Source organism: Streptomyces sp. NRRL F-5630 (assembly GCF_000719475.1).
Lineage (GTDB): Bacteria > Actinomycetota > Actinomycetes > Streptomycetales > Streptomycetaceae > Streptomyces.
On record NZ_JOGO01000142.1, the window covers coordinates 1 to 7090 of the forward strand.

Sequence of the window (7090 nt, forward strand, 5' to 3'; positions counted from 1 at the left end):
AGCAACCGTCATCCCCCGCCAAGACCACCCCGGCGACACCCGACTCGTCGCCTACATCACCACAGAGGGCGCGGCGGAACCCGAACTCACCGCCACACTCCGCACACTGGCGACCCGGAACCTGCCCGACTACATGGTCCCCACCGCCTACGTCCTCCTCGACACCCTCCCCGTCACCCCGAACGGCAAGCTCGATCGACGCGCCCTGCCCGCACCGGAGACTCCCACCGCCAACCCCGGCAGGGAGCCACGAACCGCCCGCGAAGCGGTGCTGTGCGACCTCTTCGCGGACGTGCTCGGCCTGCCGGCCGTCACCGTGGACGACGACTTCTTCGCCCTCGGCGGCCATTCCCTCCTGGTGATCCGCCTGATCGGCCGGATCAGGGAGGCGCTCGGGATCGAACCGGCCATCCGCGATCTGTTCACCGCGCCGACCGTCTCGGCCCTGGCCGCGCTGCTGGACGCGGCGAAGGAGCCGGCACGTCCTGCCCTCGGACGGCGGGAACGCCCCGATCGTCTCCCGTTGTCGTACGCGCAGCAGCGCCTGTGGTTCCTGAACCGGCTGGAGGGCGGGTCCGCCACCTACAACATGCCCCTCGCGCTGCACCTCACCGGCAGGGTGGACACCGGGGCCCTGCGGGATGCCTGGGCGGACGTACTGACGCGGCACGAGACGCTGCGGACGGTGTTCGGGGAACACGAGGGAAGCCCCGTGCAGGTGATCCTCGATGCGGAGACGGCCGCCGAACGTGTCCTGAGCACGGAGTACCTGGCACCCGGCACGGACACCGAAGCCTGGGCCCAGGGGGTCACCGGGCGCGGCTTCGACGTGACCGAAGACGTCCCTGTCCGAGTCGTGCACGGCATCCTCAGCGACACCGAGTCCGTACTCGTCATCGTCCTGCACCACATCGCGGGCGACGGCTGGTCCCTCGCCCCCCTCGCCCAGGATCTCTCCCACGCCTACAACCAGCGCCGCTCCGGCAACGCACCCACCTGGGACGAGCTCCCGGTCCAGTACGCCGATTACGCCCTCTGGCAACGGGACCACCTCGGCACCGCCCAAGACCCCGAGAGCATCCTCGCCGCCCAGACCGACCACTGGCGCAGCGCACTGGCCGGAGCACCGGCGGAACTCCCCCTCCCGCACGACCGGCCACGCCCGGCGCAGCCGACGCACCAGGGGGCGACCGTGGAGTTCCGGCTGGACGGGGACCTCGGCGGTGCCGTGTCCGCGCTGGCCGCTGCCCACGGGGTCACGGTGTTCATGGTCCTCCAGGCCGCCACCGCCCTCACCCTGAACGCCTTCGGCGCCGGCACCGACATCCCCCTCGGCACACCAGTCGCCGGACGCACCGACGAAAACCTCAAGGACCTCGTCGGCTTCTTCGTCAACACCCTCGTCCTGCGCACCGACCTCCGCGGCAACCCCACCTTCGAGGAAACCCTCGCCCGCGTCCGGGACACCAACCTCGCCGCCTACGAAAACCAGGACATCCCCTTCGAAGCCGTCGTGGAGACGCTGAACCCCACCCGATCCACCCGGCACCACCCCCTCTTCCAGGTCATGGTGGACCTCCAGAACAACACCACTCCGGCACTCGGCCTCGACGGGCTGGACATCACCGTGGCCGACGGCAGCCCGGACACCGCCAAGTTCGACCTCCAGTTCTCCTTCGCCGAGGACGCGGCGGCCACGAGCCGGGCGGGCGGGGCCGGGGGGTTCGCGGGGGCACTGACCTACGCGACGGACCTGTTCGACGCGGCGACCGCCGAGCGGCTGGCGGACGGTTTCCTGCGGGTGCTGCGCGCGGTCACCGCCGACCCGGCCACACCTTTGACAGGGCTGGACGTCCTGTCGGCGGCCGACCGGGCACTGCTGCTGGAGGAGTACAACGCGGCCGTGCGGCCGTCGGAGGCTTCGTTCCCGGTCTGCCTGTTCGCCGAGCGAGCGGGACGTGACCCGGACCGTGCGGCGCTCCGATTCGACGGTGCGGAGGTCTCGTACGGCGAACTGGACGCCCGTTCGAACCGCCTCGCGCGGTATCTCATCGCCCACGGGGCGGGCCCGGAGACGCTGGTGGCCGTGGCCCTGCCGCGCGGCCCCGAGCTGGTCACCGCACTGCTCGCGGTCCTCAAGGCGGGCGCCGCCTACCTGCCCACCGGTGCACGCGCCGGACCGCGCCGGTCTGGCCGGGTACGCACCGGCCCCGGTCACCGACGCCGACCGGGTGGCGCCGCCGCGCCCGGAACACCCGGCGTACGTCCTGTACACGTCCGGTTCGACGGGTACGCCCAAGGGCACCGTCGTCCCCCGCGGCGCGGTCGGCACCTTCGTCGCGGACATCGCCCGCGCGTACGCGGTGGACGCGGACACCCGGCTGCTCGGCTTCGCCGCCGTCACCTTCGACGTATCGGTCTTCGAGATCTTCACGGCTCTGGCCACGGGCGCCACGCTGGTGCTGGCCGGCGAGGAGCAGCGCACCGACGCCGACCTGCTGCAGCGGCTGCTGCGTGAGGAGCGGGTGACGGCGGCCGAGCTGCCGCCCGCGGTGCTTCCCCTGCTGGACCCGGCCGGGCTCCCGGAGCTGCGTCTGGTGTCCGTCGGCGGTGAGGCCCCGGCCGGTCGCTTGGTCGACGCCTGGGCGACGGCGGACCGGGAGTTCTGGAACGGCTACGGCCCCACGGAGACCACGGTGGCCGTGACCCTCATGCGCTGCGTCCGGCCCGCCGGGGAGCGGACGCCGCCCATCGGCCGCCCGACGGCCCACACCAGGGTGTACGTCCTGGACGAGGCGCTGCGTCCCGCTCCACCCGGCGTGACCGGCGAACTGTACGTCGCGGGCGCCCAGTTGGCGCGGGGCTACCTCAACAGGCCCGCCCTGACCGCGGCCCGCTTCGTGGCCGACCCCTACGGGGAGCCCGGCACCCGCATGTACCGCACCGGGGACCTCGCCCGCTGGAACACCGACGGTGACCTCGTGTTCATGGGCCGCACCGACGACCAGGTCAAGATCCGCGGCTTCCGCATCGAACCCGCCGAGATCGAGACCGCGCTGCTCACGCACCCGGCGGTCGGGCAGGCCGCCGTGGTGGCACGCGCGGACGGCCCCGACGGCGGCACCCGGCTCCTCGCGTACGTGACCCGGCGCGAGGAGCCCGCACCCATGGGAAGCGCGCCGACCGGACCCGCACCCGCCGGGGCCGCGTCCCTCCACGGCAGCGGGGAGGACGCCGGCTCCCCTTCCGCCGGTCTCCACTCCACCGAACTCGGCGCGGAGCTGCGCGCGTTGGCGACGCGGCTGTTGCCGCCGTACATGGTCCCGTCGGCCGTCGTCGTGGTGGACGGGCTGCCGGTGACGGCGAACGGCAAGCTGGACACGGCAGCCCTGCCTGTCCCGGCTCCGGAGCCGGTCACGCCCTACCGGGGGCCGCGCACTCCGCGCGAGGCCGCGCTGTGCGGGCTGTTCTCGGAGGTGCTGGGCGCGGCCAGGGTGGGGGTCGACGACTCGTTCTTCGACCTGGGCGGCCACTCGCTGCTCGCCACCCGGCTGATCAGCCGGGTCCGCACCGCCCTGGGGGTCGAGCTGCCCCTGCGCACACTCTTCGAGAGCCCGACGCCGGCCGCGCTCGCCGTCCGGCTCGACACCCAGCCGCAGCGCAGGCCACGGCCCGCGCTGCGCCCCCGGAACCGGCAGGAGGACAACCGATGATCCCGCTGTCGCCGGCGCAGCAGCGCCTGTGGTTCCTGGACCAGTTGGAGGGTCCGAGCCCGCTGTACACGATGCCGATGCTGGTCCGCCTGTCCGGGGATCTGGACCCCGCCGCACTGGGTGCCGCCCTCGTCGACGTGGTGACGCGGCACGAGGTGCTGCGTACGGTGTACCCGGTCGTGGACGGGCGGCCCGTCCAGCACGTGCTGGAACCCGAGGAAGCGGCGGCAGCGGTGCGGCTGCCGGTCACGGCGCTGTCCGCGCCCGGGGGCGCCGGGACGGCCCCGCCGGACACGACGGCCTCGCCGACGCTCCTCGGGACGGCTCCCGAGGTGGCCGACGCTGTCGCCCATGTCTTCGACCTGGCGAGAGAAGTGCCGGTGTGGGGACGGCTGTTCGTGTGCGGTCCGCGTGAGCACCTGCTCGTGCTCGTGGTCCACCACATCGCGACCGACGGCTGGTCGACGGGACCACTGGCACGTGACCTGTCCATCGCCTACACCGCTCGCCGCGCCGGGCAGGCGCCCGTCTGGCAACCGCTGCCCGTGCAGTACGCCGACTACACGCTGTGGCAGCGCGACCTGCTCGGCACCGAGGACGATCCGGAGAGCCTGCTCACCGAGCAACTGGCGTACTGGCGTGCGGCTCTGGAGGGACTCCCGGAGGAGCTGTCTCTCCCGGCGGACCGGCCGCGCGCGACAGTCGCGGGTCACCGGGGCGGTACCGTGCCGGTCGCCGTCCCGGCGGCGGTGCACGCCAGGACGGCGCGGCTGGCGCGCGAGCGGGGCGTCACGGTGTTCATGGTGGTGCAGGCCGCACTGGCGGTATTGCTGTCCCGGCTCGGTGCGGGCGACGACATCCCCGTCGGCACAGCCGTCGCCGGACGCACCGACGAGGCGCTGGACGAGCTGGTCGGCTTCTTCGTGAACACGCTGGTGCTCCGCACCGATCTGGGCGGCGACCCGCCGTTCACCGAGCTCCTCGCCCGGATCAGGGACGCTTCGCTGGACGCCTTCGCCCACCAGGACGTGCCCTTCGAGCGCCTGGTGGAGGAGCTGGCACCGGCCCGGTCGATGTCCCGTCACCCACTGTTCCAGGTGATGCTGACGCTCCAGAACACCCCGCCCGCGCTCTTCGAGCTGCCCGGCGTCACGACGGAACCGGTGGACGCGGGGACGGTCCCCGCCAAGTTCGATCTGGCGTTCTCGCTGGAGGAGACCTTCGCGGGCGACGGTGCGCCGGGCGGCCTGGCGGGGGTGCTCACCTTCGCGCACGATCTGTTCGACACGGACACCGCACGGGAGATCGCCGGACGGCTCACGCGTGTCCTCGATGCCCTCACCGCCGACCCCGACGCCCGGATCTCCCGTGCCGACGTGCTGGCCCCGGAGGAACGGCACCAGCTCCTGACCGGATGGAACGACACCGCGCACGCGGTGCCCTCCGCCACGCTCACCGCTCTCTTCGAGAGGCAGGTCGCGCGCACACCGGAGGCGCCCGCCGTCGCGCACGGCGCGGTCCGGCTGTCGTACGGCGAGCTGAACGCGCGCGCCAACCGGCTCGCCCGGTACCTGATCGCCCGCGGCGCCGGCCCCGAAGTGCTGGTCGCCGTCGTCGCGGACCGCTCGGCCGACCTGGTGACGGCGTTCCTCGCCGTGCTCAAAGCGGGTGCCGCCTACGTACCGGTGGACCCGGGGTATCCCGCCGACCGCGTCGCCTACATGGTCGGCGACTCGGCTCCGGCCCTGGTCCTCACCGACCAGGCGTGCGCCTCCATCGCGTACCGGGCGGTGGGCGACGGCGGGGTGCCGGTCATCGTGCTCGACGATCCGGGGACGGTGGCGGAGATCGCGGATGCCGGGACGGAGGGCGCCGGCGGGCGGGCTGCCGGTGGCACCGGGGCCGACGTGACGGACGCCGAGCGCCTCGCTCCCGCCGACCCGCGCCATCCCGCCTACGTGATCTACACGTCCGGGTCGACGGGGCGCCCGAAGGGCGTGGTGATCGAGCACCGGAACCTCGTGAACTATGTGGCGCGCTGCGCGGAGGCGTACCCGGACGTCGTCGGCAGCACCCTCTACCACGCTTCGATCTCGTTCGACGCCGGCGTCACCGGCCTCTACGGCGCACTGATCAGCGGCGGCTGCGTCCGTGTCGCCGCCATGGACGAGGGGTTGCCCGCACTGGCCGCGCGCGAGCCGTACACGTTCCTCAAGGCGACACCCAGCCACCTGGCGTACATGGACGCCCTCGGTGGCGACTGCGCGCCCACCGGGCAGCTGATGGTGGGCGGGGAGGCCGTGCAGTACGCGCAACTCCAGGAGTGGCGCCGCCGCCATCCCGGCACGGCCGTGGTCAACCACTACGGGCCGACCGAGGTCACTGTGGGCTGCACCGACCACCCGCTGGGCCCGGACGACACGTACGCCACCGGCACCGTTCCCATCGGCCGCCCCATGTGGAACACCCGCGCCTACGTCCTGGACGCCGCGCTGCGCCCCGTGCCGCCCGGCGTGACAGGCGAGCTGTACGTTGCGGGAGCCCAGTTGGCGCGCGGCTATCTCGGCAGGGCCGCGCTGACCTCCGGCCGTTTCGTCGCCGACCCCTACGGGCCTCCGGGGACACGGATGTACCGCACCGGGGACCTCGCCCGCTGGAACCGGGACGGCGAACTCCTCTATGTCGGCCGTACCGACGACCAGGTCAAGATCCGGGGCTTCCGCATCGAACCCGCCGAGGTCGAAGCCCTGTTGCTCGGCCATGCCCAAGTCGCCCAGGCGGCCGTCGTGGTCCGGGAGGACATGCCGGGCGACAAGCGCCTCACCGCCTACGTCACCACGCACGGCAGCGGTCCGCAGCCCACGCTCGTCGGCAATCTGCGCGACTTGGCCGCCCGGCACCTGCCCGACTACATGGTGCCGTCGGCGGTGGTCGTGCTGGACACGCTGCCCGTCACCACGAACGGCAAGCTGGACCGCCGGGCCCTGCCCGCCCCGGAGATACCTGTGGGCGAAGCGGGCCGCCCGCCACGTTCACCGCGGGAGGAGTTGCTTGCCGGGCTGTTCGCGGAAGTACTCGGCCTGCCGTCGGTCGGCGTGGACGACGACTTCTTCGCCCTGGGCGGCCATTCCCTGCTCGCGACCCGGCTGATCAGCCGCATCCGGACCACGCTGGACGCCGAACCGACCATTCGGGACCTGTTCGCCGCGCCGACTGTCGCCGCGCTGGCGGACCGGATGGGCGGCGCTTCGGGGGTGGTGCGCCCGGCCGTCGTGCGGTACGAGCGCCCGGCGCGTCTCCCGCTGTCGTACGCGCAGCAGCGCCTGTGGTTCCTCAACCGCTTCGAGGGCGGCTCAGCCACCTACAACATGCCCCTC

At 73.0% G+C, this 7090-nt stretch carries 2 protein-coding genes and 1 pseudogene; all 3 read left to right on the plus strand.

Annotated elements, in window-relative coordinates; all coding sequences use genetic code 11:
* Nucleotides 1-55: 55 nt before the first annotated feature.
* Nucleotides 56-2128: pseudogene (locus tag IF99_RS34540) on the plus strand (condensation domain-containing protein); the annotation flags it as partial.
* Between the two features lie 103 nt (nt 2129-2231).
* On the plus strand, nt 2232-3713 hold the full coding sequence (locus tag IF99_RS33095; RefSeq protein ID WP_158716680.1) for a non-ribosomal peptide synthetase: 1482 nt from the start codon (nt 2232-2234) through the stop codon (nt 3711-3713).
* The coding region (locus IF99_RS31780; RefSeq protein WP_158716681.1) for a non-ribosomal peptide synthetase at nt 3710-7090 on the plus strand (3381 nt) is incomplete at its 3' end. The genes IF99_RS33095 and IF99_RS31780, both read left to right, overlap by 4 nt.